Raw genomic sequence first — 15941 nt, 5'->3', positions numbered from 1 at the left:
TGAAGTGATGAAAGAATGTGATGGTTTGTACAAATGATGAATTTATTTTTTTAAAAAAGGAAAAAACGGAGAACACATCTCTCCGTTTCATTATTACCTGAACCAATTCGCCTGTTCATCCATATGCAAAAAAGGAATGTCCGTATCAACTTCACCAGTGATTCTATTCATTTCAATATCCTGTCCATCGAGCCAATGCCCAAAATCAAAAATACTCGGCTCTCTGTCGCCGCCGAGCGCAAACCAGGCCTTCATCTCCCCCGGCAAATAGGCGGATGTATGAATCGTCCCGGCCCAGCTTCCATAAAGATCCGAGAAAACGCCTTTATCGCTATCATTCAAGAGGCGGAAAGCATCATGTGCATCTAATCGCTCACCCTGATGGCTTTTCATGACATCCAGCCTGCGCAGGCTGTCAGCTAGATGGTTGCGATTTTCATCCTTCATGATTTCAAAATGGTTTGTGCAGGCAGTTGTCTGACGGACCTTTACACCTCTCGGAGATGTTTCCACTGCATAAGTCTCTCCGCTTGTATCATGCACCACATATGTAAAGGAATGACGGTGCGGTATTTCCTTTAGCATCTCAACCGCTTCTTCCACGTTTGCACATGCCTCCAAAATCAGGCGGCCGATCATACAGCAGATAAAGCCATCAGCAGGCTTTTTCCGATTCATAAAATTATATCCAATCACAAGTCCTTTTTCGTTCATGCCATCCATCCGCCCGGTCACCCTCTGGCTGGGGCCAATCATCGCATATCCCTGATCTGTTGGCTGATAAAAAGTATAGCGCCCCTCATAGGTTTTCGGATGGTAATCATAATTGCGGATCAGGTAATCAGCCCCTGTAAGGATGGAACAGCCCGAGCGGACATAATCGAGGCGATAGCCGCCAAACTCCTGCATAACCCGCTCCATCGGCCATTGCAATGCTTCCCGTATCCCAAGCAGTTCATCCCAAATACCAGGGGCAAACCTTGTAATCGCTTTTTTCACTTCTGCTTCATTTATTGAAAATCGCGGCTTTCTTACCTTCCATTGATCCTCCCGATTTTTCACAGAAAGAGAATCCTTTATAAGTTCTCCCTGCATGAAACCAAAATCAAAGTGGGTTCCGCGGAATTGAATTATATCACTGTAAATCTTTTTCAAGATAAATCCCTCTTCTATTCGTTTCTTTTATTAAGAATAAATGAAGCCTGCATGAAATTCCAGCAGATGGCTTTTAGATATTAATTCACTTCAAGTACCGGACTGCTGCTAGACCGAAATAATACTAACACACGGTGGACAGGGATAATTGATTACGGTGAAAAACCGGATTCATCTAAAATTCTTTCAGTTTAATGCTATAATACCTCATACTTTTCGGAATTCCTTTTATGGCTAATATTCCGTTATAAATTAAGGATCTTACTCTATACTCTGCAAAGCCATCACCAATTGGCTCATCCAGATGCCCAATCACTTCACCAATTAATCTGGCTGATTTTATAAAACCTTTGTTGCTTTTATGCAGCTTTTTGGCTGACTCGATGATAGATTCATCAAAATAACTCTCTGGTACACTATGTATTTCATTATCTTCCCATATACGCAATACTTCCCTTGTTTTGGAGAGGGACTGCCAATCAGATACAAACCTATTTTTTTCTTCTGCAGATAAAGGGCTTCCTAAGTGATTTTCCAGCATCATCTTCAGCTTCTCAGGAGCTGCTTCGCCTGAGTGCCTTAAAATGGATTGATGCTTTTTCGCAGGGAAAAGCTCCTTATATGACTGAGCAGTATTAATAACATGCACATTATTTTCTTTGTTTCTTAATAAGTGAAGGAAATACCGTAAACCAGTTTGTTCATCTGCATTGTCAGCTGTCCAGATAACGATCGGTTTTCCCGCTGGAATAGAATCTATCTCTTCAAGTGCTTTAGCTACTTTTCTTTCATATCTCATTTCCAGGTAATCTTCATGCATATTAATGTGATCCATCAGCCATTCTAATCGCTTTTTTCTGCCCTCTTCTTCATGCAGCTTCCAGAGAGGTCCGTTACTAAAAAAATCAGGATAGCCAATGACCTTATTTTCTTTACTAAGCCCAACCTTTAAAGCGCCTGCCGGTGATTCTCCACACACAATATGGTATGTTTCATATTCCCGCTCCAATTTTCTTTCTTGAGAATAAAAGAGTATCCTTTTTTGAATATCATTTAGCAGTTCGAGTATCTCTTCCTGGGAATCAACACTGTTATTCAATAAGTGAACCCGAAGTAATATGTGGAATAGATAGCTCTTCGCTCCCCTCTCCGGGAGTTTCTCAATCGCTTCCCGCAATTCGTCCATCATCATGATCACCCTTTGTAAATGAAATTGAAACCTACCTTTTCTACGAATAAACTTAATGGTAGTTTCATAAAAAGCTGATTTGTTTGCAAAAGGAGTTTAGATCGCTTAAGATTAAATCGTACACGATTAAAAGTAGGAGGTATCCTAATGACAACGGTTTATGATTTTGAAGTCAAAAAAACAAATGGTGAATTGAAATCTTTGAAAGAATATGAAGGCAAGCCTCTGATTATTGTAAACACAGCCAGCAAATGCGGATTAACACCCCAATTCAAAGGACTGCAGGAGCTTTATGAAAAGTATAAAGACAGCGGCGTTGAAATTCTTGGGTTTCCTTGTGATCAGTTCAATAACCAGGAATTCGATAATATTAAGGAAACAACTGAGTTCTGCCAGCTTAATTATGGTGTATCCTTTCCGATCTTCGCTAAAATTGATGTAAATGGTGACAATACGGATCCATTATTTGCTTACCTAAAAGAACAGAAAAAGGGAATTCTGTCTAAAAACATTAAGTGGAACTTTACTAAATTCCTCGTGGACCGGAATGGCCAGGTTGTAGAACGGTATGCACCTACAACTGAACCAGGAAAAATCGAGGATGATTTGACGAAATTATTGTAATGCTAGAGATTAGAATCAGGTGATTATGTGAAAGACTTTTTTACACTGGACAAACAGCTATGCTTTGCTGTTTATGAAACAGCAGGCGAATTTACAAAACTGTATACAAGTGCCCTTCAGCCATTTGGCTTAACCTATCCCCAATATCTGGTACTTCTGGCACTTTGGGAAAAGGATGGCGTGACAGCAAAGGAGCTTGGAGAAAGACTAAATCTTGGCACGGGGACACTCACACCTATGATCTCCAGAATGATTTCTAATGGCTGGCTTCGAAAAGAGCGTTCCAAAGCTGATGAACGCAAGGTGTATATCTTCCTCGAGGAAAAAGCACGCAAAGAAAAAGAGGTTATCACCCAAAATGTCGGAGAGGCCATTCAGGCTTGCAGGATTCAGCTGGAAGAATATGAAGAGCTTATGGAGCTTCTCGGAAAACTTAGATTTAAGTTAAGAAGCAGAGTACTTCGCTGATGCGGAGTACTCTTTTCACAGTTCCGTGTTTAATCCCTGCAAAAAAAGCCATATTAAGGGATAGATAATCGGAAGGGAGCATACGTCATGGAGTTTTTACCAAGAGAGCAAATTATCAATGCATTGCAGGAGCCATTTCATTCCTATTTAGACAAATATGGAATCGACGATATTGGTATTTTCGAGGAAGAAGGCCAGGATCATCACTGCTATATAGGATACACGGTGAAAAAGGCAGGGAAAACTTATCACGTACATAGTCCATTCATTAAAGATGAAAATGGAGGATTAACTCCTGCAAAAACTGAGTGGACAATTGAATCGGATGAACCTGATAGCATTGACCGAAGAGGCTTCAATAATGTAGATCAAGCACTTCAGGAATTATAAAAATTGTTCTGATTTTCACTTTTTGACTTTTGAACTACATTAAATTTAGAATATTTTGTCTATAATGGAATTGTATTAGGAAGGAGTGAAAGGAATGGCTGTTAATGCCTATCTTAATTTCGAGGGAAATACACGCGAAGCAATTGAATTTTATGTAAAGGCTTTTGAACTGGAAATGCCTGAGATTTCAACTTTTGGTGAATCACCGCAAAATCCTGAATATCCTCTTCCAGAGGAAGCAAAGAATTTGGTCATGCATTCAAGCCTTAACATATGCGGCAGTAATGTTATGTTTTCAGATACTTTTCCCGGTATGCCATTTACAGTAGGAAATAACATTAATCTCGCAGTTGTCATTAATGACCTGGATAAGCTGAGAAAGTATTTTAACAATCTGCAGGCAGGCGGCACAGTAACAATGGAGCTGCAGGAAACTTTCTGGAGCAAGAGCTTTGGCCAGTTAACAGATAAATTTGGTATAAACTGGATGTTCAGCCACGAAAGTGAATAAGATACATAGACAAAAATGGAGGCCTGAAGCCTCCATTTTTATTATTCATCCAGCAAATGATGAAGCATCCTTTTCTTATCATCAAAGAATTGTTTCATGATGCGGTAATGATTCGTTTCCTCCAGCTTCTTTTCTGAAATGCCTTCCTCGCTGAATTCATATATCGCTGCCTCCGGATAGGCCATAATGATCGGAGAATGTGTGGCAATAATAAATTGTGAGTGTTCCCTGACCAAATCATGAATTCTTGTCAGCATGGACATTTGCCGCAAAGGAGAAAGTGCTGCCTCCGGCTCGTCCAGGATGTAAATCCCATTGCCGCGAAACCGGTGAAGAAACGTAGAGAAAAACGCTTCTCCATGAGATTGCTCATGTAAAGAACGGCCTCCAAAGGAGTCGATTACTTTTGGTGCGCCACCTTCCCGATCCATTTCCTCAATATTAGAAGCGACATTATAGAAACTCTCTGCCCTTAGAAAAAAACCATCAGACGGCCTATCTATGCCTTTTATCACCTTGAGATAATCTCCCAGCACAGAATGCGAATCGAAGGTTGAAAAGTTAAAATTGAAAGATCCGCCTTCTGCATTAAATCCTAGTGCAACCGCTACTGCCTCGAGCAGTGTCGACTTTCCCATTCCATTCTCTCCAATCAGAAAGGTTACTTTCGGGTGGAAAGGCACCTCATCCATGGTTTTCAAGCTGGGAAGGTTGAAGGGATACTGATTGAAGGAAGGAATTTCTTCTCTTTTAAGGCTAATACCTCTTACATATTGTGAACTTAACAGATCCATAAAAATACCTCATATATTTTATAGTCAGCTATTTGCCATCAGGGCTGAAGCCAGCCTTGGATATACCTAATTGAATGGGTGCATCTTGAAATTCCCGGTCCAGCATTTTAAGAACCACTTTATATGCAGATGGATTATACCATTTCTCCAAACCAAGCTCATCAAAAATCTTGCGGATTCCAAGTCTCTCAGTCCTGCGTCCGCCGCTTCCATCCCCCATCCAAAAATCGTCAATTGTAACTCGATTTGCAATAGACTTAAGTTTTGCAGGAAATTCTCTTGAACAAGGCAGTAACGGGGCTATTGTTGCTTGAGTTATAATTCCTGCATCTTTTATGTCTTTTAGTGCAGCCATTCTTGCCGGGATGGGAGGGGCCGCTGGTGCAAATGCCTTTCTGACTTCTTCTTTGTCTGTCTCGATTGTCATGGAAATTCTGATACTATCTCCGAATTGCTGAAATAAATCAATATCCCGCTTCACCATAGGAGAACGGGTTTGTACATGTAAAAAGTCAGGCTGATTTTTAAGCATAACTTCCAATAAACTTCTTGTCAGTTTTGAGGCATATTCAATCGGCTGGTAAGGGTCTGTGGAAGAGGACATAAATAAAGCAACTTTTCCCCTCTTTTTAGCTTTAACCAATTCTTTCTCCAAAAGTTCGGCCGCATTTGATTTTATATCAATCCACGCACCCCATTCCTCTTCACGAAAAATGGAAACAGGAAGCTCCCTAACGTAGCAATATTTGCAGCCAAAGGCACAGCCCGCATAGGGGTTCAATGAATGAGTAAAGTTGTCAATTGCACCTTTGGCAGGTGTTAAGATACTTTTTGATATGATTTCTTCAAGATGTATATTCAGGATTATCACCAAATCGAATGTATGTTCTGTCTTAAAAATAACACCGTGATTTCCTGAAGTCAACAATAAAGCACTAACTGCTTAAATAAAAAATGCCTGCCCCACTAATGGGGCCAGGCTTTGCAAAATTACAGCTAACGCTCTAAATTGTTCATTTCTTTATATTAAGTTCCGCAAAATGTTCGATATGGCATGCCGGATGGCTCTGGCAGCTTGCAGTATTCTTCCTGTTCTATTGTATAGGCATAAGGATCCTTCAGTGCTGCAAGAAGCTTTTTCATCACGCTGTAATCCCCTTTGGTAACAGCTGCTTCAAGAGCTTCTTCAACTCTGTGATTCCGGGGGATGACGGATGGGTTGCTCTTCCTCATTAATTCATTCACTGCTTCTTTCGATTCCTTCTGCCTGTTCAGCCTTTCCTGCCATTGTCCATGCCAGTTTGCAAATTCTTGATCATCAAATATCGAAGTTTCCTCAGGCTTGTCTAATGTTAATAAACGGAAGGTGTTTGTATAATCTGCTCCAGACTTCTGCATCATCTTTAGAAGGCTGGTAAATAGGGCTTCATCTTGTGCTTCTTCATTAAAAAATCCGAGTTTTGCCCTCATCCCTGCAAGCCAATGGCTTTGATAAATTTTATTGTATTCCGAAATTGCATCCTGGGCTATATTTACAGCATCTTCCTCATTTTTATGCAGCAGGGGCAAGAGGGTTTCAGCAAACCTTGCCAGATTCCATCCGCCTATATAAGGCTGATTTCCATAAGCATACCGGCCTTCTCTGTCAATGGAACTAAATACGGTTGCCAAGTCATACTTATCCATAAAGGCGCACGGACCATAATCGATGGTTTCTCCGCTAATTGTCATATTGTCGGTGTTCATGACTCCATGGATAAAACCTGTTAGCTGCCATTTCGCAATGAGTGCAGCCTGACGTTTGATCACTTTCTGCAAGAGTGTCTTGTAAGGATTTTCATCGCCTTTAATTTCTGGGTAGTGGCGCTGAATCGTGTAATCTGCCAGTGTTTTAAGCTCATCAACCGGCCTCCAATTTGCCGCATATTGAAAAGTGCCCACCCGTATATGGCTATCAGCCACTCTTGTCAGTACAGCACCTGGAAGCTCAGTTTCCCGGATAATCGCTTCACCTGTTGTTACAACTGCCAGACTGCGGGTAGTGGGAATTCCCAGAGCATACATGGCTTCACTGATAATGAATTCCCGGAGCATCGGGCCTAGAGCCGCCCGCCCATCTCCGCCGCGTGAAAACGGAGTTCTGCCGGAGCCCTTCAGCTGAATGTCCACCCGTTTATCCTCAGGAGTTACCTGCTCGCCGATCAGCATGGCCCGGCCATCTCCAAGCATATTAAAGTGTCCAAACTGATGCCCTGCATAAGCCTGAGCAAGAGGGTCAGCGTCTTTTGGAACTCGAGAGCCAGAAAGCACCTCAATGCCAGTTTCGCTTGTCAATGCATCAATGTTTAGTCCCAAAAATTTCGCCAGTGGCTCGTTAAGGATCACCAGCTCAGGTGATTGTACAGGATTTGGCTTTACTTTTGAAAAGAATGTCTGCGGCAGCCGTGAATAGCTATTATCAAAATTCCATCCGGTTTCATTAATAGTCGTCATTCTATCTCCTTCCTGTCTGCATGGATTTAGTGTCATTTTCATTTATTATACCCTTTCCGGAGAAACATAGCGGTCTTAATAATCTTCTCTTTTTGTATGTAAAAAAACCTGACGGCCGGGATCGTTAAAATTCTCCAGCAGTCAGGCCTACCCAATCTTATTCACGATGCTCAAAGGTTTTACAGGCTGTTTCCTCTACATCATCAGCTTCTCGGCCATTTTGGCCAATCACATAAATAGAGTCGGCAACGCACTTATCACCTTCAGCCCAATACTTGCAGTTCTCAACATTACATAAAACTTCTACTTCCATTCTTGGCCACCTCCTTTTGGATTACTGATCAATACCCCTTTTCCAAGTGAATTAACCATATGGAATTTAATTCCACACACAGGTGAAATGGCTGGGCTGCTGTTATTTGGAGAGAATTAGGCTTCTTAGTTTTATCGTCATTTCTGGAGAAGTTAGGTAAACAGATTCATCTGTAATATACATGAAGACGCTTTTTTCATTGTCTTCTCCAAGCCACAAATGAATGCCGTGAGAAGGAAGTTCTCCTTTATATTCTACTGCTATATCATACTTAGGTTTACTAATATCTGCATTCCCTGACTGTTTTACAGCAGATGTTATTGCCTTTTCAAATACAGCGATCGATTTTCTATCCTTGAAAGAAATAAAACTTTCTTCATCATTAATTCCGCCTAAACCCTCCGATTTTGAAACTTTGATTTCTCTGACTTCCTCATCCAGCAGGACCATTGTTTCAGCTGATTGACAGCCTGTTATCATTGCAAAAGAAAATACCATGAATGTGCATAATAAAAAAGCTTTCATCCTCATCCCCATTAAAAAAAGGAGGATGGACCGCTTGCCCATCCCCATTTAGAATTCAGTTATTATTTTCAAGATTCTTTGACACAAACGCATCAAGCAATTCGCGCACTTCATCTGTAGACCTAGTGTTCATTAATTGATTTCTTAGTGCACTTGCCCTTGGAAATCCTTTGACATAGATCTTGAAAAAACGGTGAAGAGCCGTGAACGGCCGCAGCTCTAAATGCGAATATTGATCATGGAGATCCATATGCAATCTTAAAAGGTCCAGCAATTCCTCACTGCTATGATCTTTCTTCTCCGTTTCAAAGGCAAATGGATTATGGAATATGCCGCGCCCAATCATAACTCCATCAATACCGTATTTCTCGGCCAGCTCCAAGCCCTTCTGACGGTCAGGAATATCTCCATTGATCGTCAAAAGGGTATCTGGTGCCACCTGGTCGCGAAGTTTCTTAATCTCCGGGATCAGCTCCCAATGCGCAGGTACTTTGCTCATTTCGTCCCTTGTACGCAGATGAATGGAAAAATTAGCAATGTCCTGCTCCAAAATGTGTTTCAGCCAGACCTTCCATTCGTCTACTTCCGTGAAGCCAAGCCTTGTCTTTACACTTACCGGCAAACCTCCTGCTTTGGCTGCCTGGATCAATTCAGCTGCCACTTCCGGGCGGCGGATCAGGCCGCTTCCCTTCCCGTGCTGTGCTACATTGGGTACAGGACAGCCCATATTGATATCCAATCCCTTAAAGCCCAGTTCCGCCATCCCAATACTCATTTGCCGGAAGTATTCAGGTTTATCCCCCCATATATGGGCTACAATTGGCTGTTCATCCTCTGTGAAAGTCAAACGCCCACGCACACTATTAATCCCCTCGGGGTGACAATAACTATCTGAGTTTGTAAACTCAGTAAAAAACACATCAGGTCTGGCTGCTTCACTCACCACATGGCGAAAAACAACATCCGTCACCTCTTCCATTGGTGCCAGTATAAAAAATGGCCGCGGTAACTCACGCCAAAAATTATCTATCATAGTAAAATTCAAATCCTCTCAATATGGGAAACCAACTTTTAATCCCAAAATTAAAAAGCAGAATATCCCTGCTTCTTTTACACTTATACCATGCTTAAGCACTTTTTATCAAACTGATTAAATAATGTAAATTTTAACTGCACAATTTTTGTACAGCTAAAATATCTCCTGCTGACATCCATCCCATTAAACAGTATTCCACTGGCTGAGTAAAAAATAAAGCTTTGATAAAACATTCTAAAAAACAGCAGGGATTAACAGAAAAAAGACCCCGAAACCGCAAAAATATTTTTTGCGAAATCAGGGTGGATCAGCAAAAGCTTATGTTTGGGTTACACGTTTAAAACAAGTTGTGTCACACTCTCCACGTGTGCGGTCTGCGGGAACATATCCACAGGCTGTATGCCATTTACTTTATATTTGGGGCTCAGGACCGAAATATCCTTTGCCAATGTAGATGGGTTACATGAGACATAAACCACTTTCTTGGGCTGGACTTTTAAAATAGTCTTTAACAGCTGATGATCAAGTCCTGTTCTTGGCGGATCGACGATAATAACATCCGGACGCCATCCATCTTTTGTCCATTTAGGAAGCCATTCCTCTGCTTTGCCGACAACATATTGGGCATGTTTAATTCCATGGCGGTCAGCATTTTTCTTTGCATCCTCAATGGATTCCCTGATGATATCCATGCCGCGGATTTCCGCTGCCTGATCTGCTACCCATAATCCAATCGTTCCGACGCCGCAGTATGCGTCAGCTACTTTTTCCTTGCCGGTTAAAGCCGCTGCTCTTTTGACTTCATTATAAAGCTTAACGGTTTGTTCAGGGTTCAGCTGGAAAAATGTCCGTGCAGATAGTTCAAACTGCAAATCTCCGAGTGTTTCCTGGATAAAGTCGCTTCCGTCCAGATTCATGGTTTCCTGTCCAAAAATAAGGGAGGTTTTTTCACCATTCACATTTTGTATGATTGATTTTACTTCAGGAAGCTCGCTTTTGATTTTTTCTATTATGATCTCTTTCTTTGGAAGCTCTTTTTGAGTTGTGATCAGTACAATCTGAAGCTCTCCTGTCTGGATTCCCACCCTGGCAACGATTGTTCTTACTATACCTTTTCGGCTTCTTTCATTATAGATTGGGATTCTCAAATCCTGGAGAATCCGTTTCACTGCTTCAGTCGCCTTTGTTGTTTGCGGATGCTGCACCGCACAGTGCTCAATATTAATCAGGCGGTGCGAATTCATGCCATATAATCCGGCAAGCACCTTCCCGTCTTTTTGGCCAACCTGGAACTGGCTTTTATTTCTGTAGCTCCACGGATCTTCCATTCCAATGGTTTCTTTGATATCCAGCTTCTCGGGATTCAGCTTAGTATGGCGTTCTAAAGCTTGAATAATGATATCCCGTTTCTCCTTCAGCTGCTGATCATACCGGAGATGCTGCAGCTGGCAGCCTCCACACTCATGATATACCGGGCATGGCGGCTGAACACGGAATTCCGATTTTTTACGGATTTTTTTTATTTTGGCCTCAGCAAACTTTGGGTTTACCTTTGTTGCTTCTGCTGTGATTTCCTCGCCAGGCAGTGCTCCTGGAACAAATACGACTTGCCTTTTAAAATAACCGACACCTTCCCCATTGATGCCAAGCCTTTTGATTGTCAGCGGAAATGTTTGCTTTAGTTTTAATTTAGCTGTTTGTTCTTGTTTCATGGTGCTTCATCACTCCAAATTACTCGATACTCCTCCACAAATAAAGAGAAGCATAGCTCAAATAAGGATCCCAGCTCTTCGAGAATGTCTCCATTTCCTCAAGAGTCGGTTTCGCTTCTAATTTATATAGTTTTTTTAAGGCATTCTGGATGCCAATGTCTGCAGCTGGAAAAAGATTTGGCCGGCCCAGCCCGAACATCAAGAAGTTTTGAACAGTCCAGGGTCCGACACCGCGCAATTTGATAAGTTTATCATAAATTTCTTCATCTGAAAGGTTTTTAAGCTCGTCAAAGTTTAAATTTCCCGAGGCCGTTTCTTTTGCGATGCCAATTACATACTCAGCCTTTCGTCTACTGAACTGCAGCTCTCTTAATTCATCCACTTTCAGTTCTGCAACTTTTTCGGGAAGCGGATAAAACCACACTCCATCCTTTTCGAATCCAAATGCTTTTACAAACCGTTCTGTTAACGTGTGTGCGAAAGCAAGATTAAGCTGCTGGTGAATAATGCATTTTAATATACAGCTATACGGATCAAAATCAAGAACAATTGGAGTACCATAATGAGCATCGAAAATTGGCTGTAATTCTGTGTTTTGAAAATGTTCGTGAATCCTCTCAAGAGGCAGATGCCATTGAAAAATTTCCGATAAACGCTCTGCTGCTTTTTCTTTAAAAGCGCCATCAGTTCCGGTTATTAAAAATTCCGGCTTATCAGTTGTACCGATTGCTTTTACTTCTGCCACAATCGGATGATGGCTGAGCAGCATAGGCACTTTCACAGACCGATTTTCTATATCAACCTGATTAAGAGGGTCATTCAAAAGCCTGTCCAGTACCAGATCAAAATTATAAGGTCCTTCTACTTGTATCTTTTCCAAGAAGAATCCGTCCTTTATCATTTTCCCCGATTATAGCATTTTTTGCCGTTATTTTACTAAACTTGTTGGACTATATACAAAATAGACCCTGAAAAGTTGGGTCTATTTCATGCAATTTATAAATTTCTGCAGTGTTACCGGCCGAAATTGGGCATTTACCGGCCATCTTTAAAAAAATACCGGCCAAAGCACATAATTTACAGGCCTAATCTTAAGTTTTACGGCCAATATCACTTTGTTGTGCCCATCCAAATTTTTTATCGAAAGCTGGACATTTTGCCGATAAATCCAAGATTTGGCCGATTTATCGGCCAAACATATATCAGTACAGCATCCGCTCCCCAATTGCCTGTTGCCATGTCAGATCATCAAGGCTCTTAAAGGTGTACCCGCGTTTTTTCAAATCCTGTATGGCCTTTTGGAGAGCATCGGCATTGTCCTTTGAAACAGTGTGCAAGAGAAGGATACAGCCTGGATGGATCTGACGCATAATATTGTCGTAAGAATACTGCCAGCCTTTCTGCCGGTCTGTGTTCCAGTCGACAAAGGCCAGTGACCAGAATACATGCGTATAGCCTTCCTTTTTAGCCAAAGCCAAAGTGCGTTCACTGAAAATGCCTCGAGGCGGCCGCAAATATGCCATATGCTTAACACCTGTAAGCTTTTCGTTTTCAGCACGGACCATTTCAAGTTCTTTAATAAATTTCTCATCGCTCACTCTTGTCATATCAGGATGATGCCAGGAGTGATTGCCTATGATATGCCCTTCATCCGCCATCCTCTTTACAAGATCGGGTGCGCTTTTTAAATAATGTCCTGTTACAAAAAAGGCAGCAGGAACATTTTCCTTTTTTAGAACATCCAAAATTTGCCCTGTATAGCCGTTTTCATATCCATTATCAAATGTTAAATAAATGTCTTTTTTGCTTGTATCGCCTTTATAATAGGAGCCATGTCTTTCAAGCAGTGAGTCGAGCGGCTTTCCTGCTTCGGCAGGCACCTCATTTTTTGCTTTTTTGAATCCCCAGTGAACCGGCGAATTGCCATAATTCGCATAAGCTGTTCCGGAAAAAAACAAAATAAAAACACTCAGGAAGATACTTAATTTTTTCATCTGAGCTCCTCCAATATTTTTTTCTTAGTGTTTGTGAATGAAATAAAAACATTCGCAGGGATCATTGGCAAAAAAATGCACAAAAAAGAGAGGCCGCAAACAGCCTCTCTCCCGTTCATCTATTAGAATACACGCTCTTTGAATTGAGCCAATTTCTCAAGTGAAGATTTATCTACATCCCTATGAAGACTGTTCCCGTGGGAATCCATCGTCACAACTGCAGTAAAGCCTTCAACCTTCAGGTGCCACATTGCTTCCGGAATACCGAATTCCATGAGGTCCACGCCTTCAACCGACTTGATACAGTCAGCATAATATTGTGCAGCACCGCCGATTGCATTTAAGTAAACGCCGCCATGTTCCTGAAGTGCTTCCAATGTTTTTGGCCCCATTCCGCCTTTACCGATAACAGCACGGATGCCGAACTTTTTCATGATATCTCCCTGATATGGCTCCTCACGAATACTTGTAGTCGGTCCAGCAGCTTTTACATGCCACTTGCCGTCTTCGTCCTTCATCATGACCGGGCCGCAGTGGTAAATGACCTGCCCATTCAGATCGACTGGTGCATCATGGTCCATCAGGTGATGGTGGATGGCATCGCGGCCCGTGTACATCATGCCGTTGATCTGTACCACATCACCAACCTTAAGGTTGCGGATCTGTTCTTCAGTAATCGGCGCCTGCAATGTTACGATGTTTGTTTGCTCTGCTGTTTCTGATGCTGCCGCTGTCTCTAGTTCAGCTTCAGAAGCACCAAAGTCGATGTGCTCGCCTTCCTGATACATCCATTCATTAATTTCGCCTGTTTCCATGCTGATGGCTGCTCCTAGGCGGCGGAACGCCCAGCAATTATAGGCAACAGATACGAAGAAGCTTGCCGGAATACGGTTCATAACACCGACTTTACAGCCTAAAAGCGTGGTTTCCCCGCCGAAGCCCATTGTTCCGATTCCTAACTCATTTGCATTCTCCATCACGTAATCCTCGAGTTTGCGGAGATCTTCATTAGGATTTACATCATCTACAGAACGGAACAGCTGCTCTTTCGCCAGGTCATAGCCTGAAGAGCGGTCTCCCCCGATGCCGACACCGATAAAGCCGGCGCTGCATCCCTGTCCCTGCGCCTGGTATACAGAGTGCATGATGCATTTGCGGATTCCATCTAGGTCGCGTCCAGCTCGGCCAAGGCCTTCAAGTTCGCAGGGAAGGCTATATTGGATATTTTTATTTTCACAGCCGCCGCCTTTAAGAATCAGGCGGGCGTCTATATAATCTTTTTCCCATTGTTCAAATTTAATGACAGGTGTTCCGTAGCCAAGGTTGTCCCCGCTGTTGGCGCCAGTTAAGGAATCAACAGAGTTCGGGCGAAGCTTTCCGTCCTTAGTTACCTGGGCGATTGCGTTTTTGATTGCTTCCTTCATGACCAGCTGGTTAGCACCGACTGGCGTCTTGATTTTGAAAGTCGGCAATCCGGTATCCTGGCAAATTGGCGACACATTATCATCAGCCATTTTAATATTATTCGTAATGGTATCTAAGCTCATCGCTGCTCTAGTGCCGGCATTTTCTCTTTCTTTCGCTGATTTGATTGCACGGCGCACATCACGCGGAAGATTAGTGGATGTCTCAACAATCAGCTGATACATGCTTTCCTGAAATTTGTCGATATTCATTGCTTTAGTCCCCTTCCCTTTGCTCCCTATATAGCTCATATCTTTTATGAAAATTACAATTATTAATCGTAATCATTATACTCCTATCTGATGCGTATTTAAAGACAAAGGTTGCAATCGTTTACAGGATGAAAGAGGGAATTTCCAAAGCAATTTCCATAAAAAAAGAGCCCTCAGGCTCCTGTTTTAATCGCGGTTATTAAATTCACGGCATTTGGATTCGAGGTCATCGATCATAGCAATTAAACGGTCGATGTCTTCGATTTCGGTGTCTTCCGGCTCAATAGCTTCCAGTACGTCCAGGAACATATTTAAGCGCTGTTTTAGAAAAGTAACCTGTGAATTCTTATCTTGAATCGGACTGCCCAAAACGTTCTCTCCTTTCGTCTCGATTACATCCTACATGAAATTAGTTATTTCAGCAAATAAGTATTTTTATTTAATATACCCTTCAATTGCCTCCCTGCAACATGAATGGAGATAAAAATCGTCCGTTTATTGTCTTCCTATAAAAGGAATAAAAACCATATATAAGGGAGGCAATCATGTTTTTTCCAGCTGGCAAGATTTATGGAGAGTTCTTTCAAATGGAGCTATAAGCTATATTTTTCTGATTCTGTTCCTGAGACTATCGGGAAAACGTACTTTAACAAAAATGAATGCATTTAATTTAGTGGTAAGAGTTGCCCTTGGGTCTACCCTGGCGACTATTTTCCTTAACAAACAGGTATCACTTGCAGAGGGTCTGACTGCATATGCACTTTTGATCGGCCTATATAGTAGCCTGGCTTTCTCTTCATTCAGCCACATTCAATAAAGCAAGTCCTGACCTGCTTTATTATCAAGGTCAATTCATAGAGTCAGCCTTATATAAAAACAGGGTTTTGAAATCAGTAATTATGCAGGCTATTCGTTCCAATGGGTTTTCCTCAATGGAAGATGTGGAAGCAGTTGTATTCGAGACTAACGGCAGTATGTTAGTCATTAAAAGGAGCAGCTCAAACAGCAAAACGAGCACACTATCTGATATTGATCCAAAGAAAAGCTGATGCCAGGCGGCA

General features: G+C 42.0%; 19 protein-coding genes. 6 read left to right on the top strand and 13 right to left on the bottom strand.

Going from position 1 to position 15941, the window contains the following annotated elements; all coding sequences use genetic code 11:
- Positions 1 to 93: 93 nt before the first annotated feature.
- Together NR125_RS11700 and NR125_RS11695 are read right to left on the bottom strand one after the other, a co-directional pair.
- Positions 94 to 1155 (bottom strand): C45 family autoproteolytic acyltransferase/hydrolase, encoded by a 1062-nt coding sequence (locus NR125_RS11700; protein ID WP_009335776.1) that lies wholly within the window; start codon positions 1153 to 1155, stop codon positions 94 to 96.
- 175 nt (positions 1156 to 1330) lie between these two features.
- Positions 1331 to 2347 carry a DUF1835 domain-containing protein gene (locus NR125_RS11695; RefSeq protein WP_252246037.1) on the bottom strand — a complete coding sequence of 339 codons (1017 nt, stop codon included), beginning with the start codon at positions 2345 to 2347 and terminating at the stop codon, positions 1331 to 1333.
- 144 nt (positions 2348 to 2491) lie between these two features.
- On the opposite strand from NR125_RS11695, the gene NR125_RS11690 reads away from it, so the two are divergent.
- The 4 genes from NR125_RS11690 to NR125_RS11675 all read left to right on the top strand — a co-directional run bounded on the left by NR125_RS11690 (position 2492) and on the right by NR125_RS11675 (position 4337).
- On the top strand, positions 2492 to 2968 hold the full coding sequence (locus NR125_RS11690) for a glutathione peroxidase (protein WP_256815359.1): 477 nt from the start codon (positions 2492 to 2494) through the stop codon (positions 2966 to 2968).
- A 27-nt stretch (positions 2969 to 2995) separates the two neighbouring features.
- Positions 2996 to 3436: a MarR family winged helix-turn-helix transcriptional regulator gene (locus NR125_RS11685; protein WP_009335773.1), complete on the top strand. Its 441-nt coding sequence runs from the start codon at positions 2996 to 2998 to the stop codon at positions 3434 to 3436.
- An 87-nt stretch (positions 3437 to 3523) separates the two neighbouring features.
- Complete coding sequence (locus tag NR125_RS11680) at positions 3524 to 3826, top strand: DUF5634 family protein (protein WP_009335772.1); 303 nt, start codon at positions 3524 to 3526, stop codon at positions 3824 to 3826.
- Between the two features lie 94 nt (positions 3827 to 3920).
- Positions 3921 to 4337 (top strand): VOC family protein, encoded by a 417-nt coding sequence (locus tag NR125_RS11675; RefSeq protein ID WP_071155907.1) that lies wholly within the window; start codon positions 3921 to 3923, stop codon positions 4335 to 4337.
- Positions 4338 to 4378: 41 nt separating this feature from the next.
- On the opposite strand, the gene NR125_RS11670 is transcribed toward NR125_RS11675, so the two are convergent.
- The 11 genes from NR125_RS11670 to NR125_RS11620 all read right to left on the bottom strand — a co-directional run bounded on the left by NR125_RS11670 (position 4379) and on the right by NR125_RS11620 (position 15249).
- Positions 4379 to 5131, bottom strand: a complete 753-nt coding sequence (locus tag NR125_RS11670; protein WP_071155904.1) for an AAA family ATPase — start codon at positions 5129 to 5131, stop codon at positions 4379 to 4381.
- A 28-nt stretch (positions 5132 to 5159) separates the two neighbouring features.
- Positions 5160 to 6002 (bottom strand): SPL family radical SAM protein, encoded by an 843-nt coding sequence (locus NR125_RS11665; protein WP_372675458.1) that lies wholly within the window; start codon positions 6000 to 6002, stop codon positions 5160 to 5162.
- A gap of 155 nt (positions 6003 to 6157) precedes the next feature.
- The gene (locus NR125_RS11660; RefSeq protein ID WP_071155902.1) at positions 6158 to 7624 is read right to left on the bottom strand and encodes a protein adenylyltransferase SelO; all 1467 of its coding nucleotides are present in this window, start codon (positions 7622 to 7624) and stop codon (positions 6158 to 6160) included.
- Between the two features lie 157 nt (positions 7625 to 7781).
- Complete coding sequence (locus tag NR125_RS11655; RefSeq protein ID WP_019383459.1) at positions 7782 to 7937, bottom strand: DUF1540 domain-containing protein; 156 nt, start codon at positions 7935 to 7937, stop codon at positions 7782 to 7784.
- A 102-nt stretch (positions 7938 to 8039) separates the two neighbouring features.
- Positions 8040 to 8462, bottom strand: coding sequence for a YhfM domain-containing protein (locus tag NR125_RS11650; RefSeq protein ID WP_071155900.1), 423 nt, complete (start codon positions 8460 to 8462; stop codon positions 8040 to 8042).
- Positions 8463 to 8517: 55 nt separating this feature from the next.
- Complete coding sequence (locus NR125_RS11645; protein ID WP_071155898.1) at positions 8518 to 9495, bottom strand: tRNA dihydrouridine synthase; 978 nt, start codon at positions 9493 to 9495, stop codon at positions 8518 to 8520.
- Positions 9496 to 9827: 332 nt separating this feature from the next.
- A complete protein-coding gene (gene rlmD, locus NR125_RS11640; protein WP_019383456.1) occupies positions 9828 to 11210 on the bottom strand; it encodes a 23S rRNA (uracil(1939)-C(5))-methyltransferase RlmD in 1383 nt (460 codons plus the stop codon).
- 19 nt (positions 11211 to 11229) lie between these two features.
- The gene (locus tag NR125_RS11635) at positions 11230 to 12111 is read right to left on the bottom strand and encodes a DNA-3-methyladenine glycosylase family protein (protein ID WP_071155896.1); all 882 of its coding nucleotides are present in this window, start codon (positions 12109 to 12111) and stop codon (positions 11230 to 11232) included.
- Positions 12112 to 12412: 301 nt separating this feature from the next.
- Entirely contained in the window at positions 12413 to 13204 is a 792-nt protein-coding gene (gene pdaA, locus NR125_RS11630; RefSeq protein ID WP_071155894.1) for a delta-lactam-biosynthetic de-N-acetylase, read from the bottom strand.
- Between the two features lie 122 nt (positions 13205 to 13326).
- Positions 13327 to 14880 carry a fumarate hydratase gene (locus tag NR125_RS11625; RefSeq protein WP_071155892.1) on the bottom strand — a complete coding sequence of 518 codons (1554 nt, stop codon included), beginning with the start codon at positions 14878 to 14880 and terminating at the stop codon, positions 13327 to 13329.
- Positions 14881 to 15066: 186 nt separating this feature from the next.
- Positions 15067 to 15249 (bottom strand): SE1561 family protein, encoded by a 183-nt coding sequence (locus NR125_RS11620; RefSeq protein ID WP_009335760.1) that lies wholly within the window; start codon positions 15247 to 15249, stop codon positions 15067 to 15069.
- Positions 15250 to 15535: 286 nt separating this feature from the next.
- Here NR125_RS11620 and NR125_RS11615 point away from each other — a divergent pair, with 286 nt between their 5' ends.
- Positions 15536 to 15697, top strand: a complete 162-nt coding sequence (locus NR125_RS11615) for a hypothetical protein (protein WP_009335759.1) — start codon at positions 15536 to 15538, stop codon at positions 15695 to 15697.
- Positions 15657 to 15929, top strand: a complete 273-nt coding sequence (locus tag NR125_RS11610; RefSeq protein ID WP_226280811.1) for a YetF domain-containing protein — start codon at positions 15657 to 15659, stop codon at positions 15927 to 15929. The genes NR125_RS11615 and NR125_RS11610 overlap by 41 nt, the downstream gene beginning before the upstream one ends.
- Positions 15930 to 15941: the final 12 nt, after the last annotated feature.

Origin of the sequence: Cytobacillus sp. Bac17 (assembly GCF_024519925.1) — a bacterium.
Classification (GTDB): domain Bacteria; phylum Bacillota; class Bacilli; order Bacillales; family Cytobacillaceae; genus Cytobacillus; species Cytobacillus pseudoceanisediminis.
Note: the sequence above shows the minus strand (reverse complement) of the source record. Positions and strands in the feature narration are given on the sequence as shown.